The sequence below is a fragment of the Trichococcus sp. genome (assembly GCF_049589555.1).
Classification (GTDB): Bacteria; Bacillota; Bacilli; order Lactobacillales; family Aerococcaceae; genus Trichococcus.
This window is the reverse complement of the sequence record NZ_JBAWAZ010000171.1, coordinates 1-2,117: the sequence shown is the minus strand read 5'-3', so window position 1 is coordinate 2,117 and position 2,117 is coordinate 1. Positions and strand designations below refer to the sequence as shown.

At 50.8% G+C, this 2,117-nt stretch carries 2 protein-coding genes; both read left to right on the top strand.

Annotated elements, in window-relative coordinates:
• The coding region (locus WBV27_RS06810) for a dimethylarginine dimethylaminohydrolase family protein (protein ID WP_424200577.1) at positions 1-810 on the top strand (810 nt) is incomplete at its 5' end.
• Positions 811-821: 11 nt separating this feature from the next.
• Positions 822-2,117: peptidase M20 (locus WBV27_RS06805; protein ID WP_424200575.1), on the top strand; the 1,296-nt coding region annotated here is incomplete at its 3' end.

The window sequence follows — 2,117 nt, the reverse complement described above, 5'->3', positions numbered from 1 at the left end:
GTTTTGCTTTCAAAACCCAATCATGTCCATCAGGCAGAACAAATCAATGAAATTTCAAAAAATTGGAACATGCAGCATATAGATGAAGGGCGCGTTCATAAGGAATTCCAAGATCTCAAGGCATTATATGAAAGTTTGGGCATTTCCGTCGAACTGATGGAAAAGGATGAAATCCTACCGCATGCCGTGTTCGCCCGGGATTTTGGGGGCTGTGTGAACGAAGGCTACATACTCGGAAAATTCAAAAATGACATCCGCTTGCCGGAAACAGCAGCCTACGAAGAAAAGATGGCCGAGTTGGGCGTTCCATTATTGGGGGAAGTCTCAGGGATGGGCGTCTTTGAGGGCGGGGACTTTGCCTTCCTGGACGAACGCACCGTCGCCATCGGTATGCTGGATCGGACGAATGCGGAGGGATTCGGCCAGATTACGGATATTCTGAAGCCCTTGGGTTATGAGGTGCATCCCGTTGAGATGGATCCGCGCTACCTCCATTTGGATATGTGCTTTAACTTGGTTGCTCCCAAGGTGGCGATCGGTTATGCAGATTTGCCTAAAGTTTTTGTCGCGTTATTGAAGAACATGGAGATCGAATTGATCACAGATGACGAACCCACGATTTTCCGCCATGGCTACAATGTCCAGGCGATCGGACGTGACGAAGTGATTTCCCTGACCCAGAATCGGAGCATCAATGAAAAGATGCGCAAGAAAGGACTCACCGTCCATGAAATCGAGTTGACTGAGCTGCTGAAATTAGGGGGAGGCATCCATTGTATGACCTTTCCTCTTAGAAGAATGAACGCATAGGGGGTAACAATATGTACGAGAAAATCAAAAATCTGCCGCAACCGCAACAAATAGCAGCATTGGCAAAAGAGCTCGTCCAACTCCCGAGCGTGAACAGTTCCGCTCATGGTGAAGCGGACATCAGCAGACGGGTGTTTGAAATCCTGTCGAGTTTCCCTTATTTTCAGGAGCACCCCGACCTGGTCTGGGAGGCGCTGTTGCTGAATGACCCGTTGCAGCGGAGAAATGTGTTCGCATTTCTTCCCAAAGCTGATTCGAAGAAGATCGTCTTGCTGCATGCCCATATCGATACGGTCGGCGTCGAGGATTTCGGAAAGCGAAAACCAGATGCTTTTTCGCCGGATCGTCTGCTGCGTTTTTTTGAGAATTACGAAGCGGATGCCGAGGTTCAAAGGGATGCATTGTCCGGGGAGTGGGCATTCGGGCGCGGCATGCTGGACATGAAGAGCGGGATGGCTGTGCATCTGGCGAACCTGCTGCATTATTCGTTAAATCCGGAACAACTCCCATTCAACTTGCTGTTGATGGGGAATCCCGTGGAGGAGAACGATCATACAGGCGTCATTGCTTCCCTTCCTGAACTGCTGGCGTTCAAGCGGAAGGGATATGAGTTCGTCATTGCGGTCAACACTGATTTTGTCTCGCCGTTGTATGAGGGGGATGACACGCGCTATCTGTATACGGGTGCTGCCGGGAAAATCCTCCCTTGTTTTTACATAAAAGGTCGCGAAACGCATGTGGGTAGCACGTTGCAGGGCATCGATCCGACGCTGCTTTCCAGTGCCATCAATTTGGCGATCAACACGAACCCCGACTTGTGCGAGCTGATCGACGACGAAGAGGTACTGCCGTCATCCGCTCTCCAGCAGCGGGACTGCAAAGACTTCTACAATGTCCAAACGGCAAAAGTGGCGCATCTGTATTTCAACACTTTCCTGTACGAACGCTCCGTTACGGAGGTGCTGACGGTATTGCACGGTGCAGCCGAGGAAGCCGTCCGGGAAGTGTCGGATAAATTGGATGCCCGACTTGCCGAATATCGTGCCAGAGTCGGCGTCCCAATCGGTACAATCGAGCATGAGGTGAAAGTCCTGCTTTTCGAAGATTATTTGCGGGATTGTTCGCAAAAGGGTGTCGATACGTCTACAGTCATCTCGGACACGTTAAATAAATACGGTAGCGAGGACAAACGCGCATTCGGCTTCCGGGTGATCGACGCTTTGGAGCATGCGACAGGGGATGACAGCGCCAAGGTGATCTTGTTCTTGGCACCGCCGTTTTGTCCGCATAATGGCATCAAACCGGAT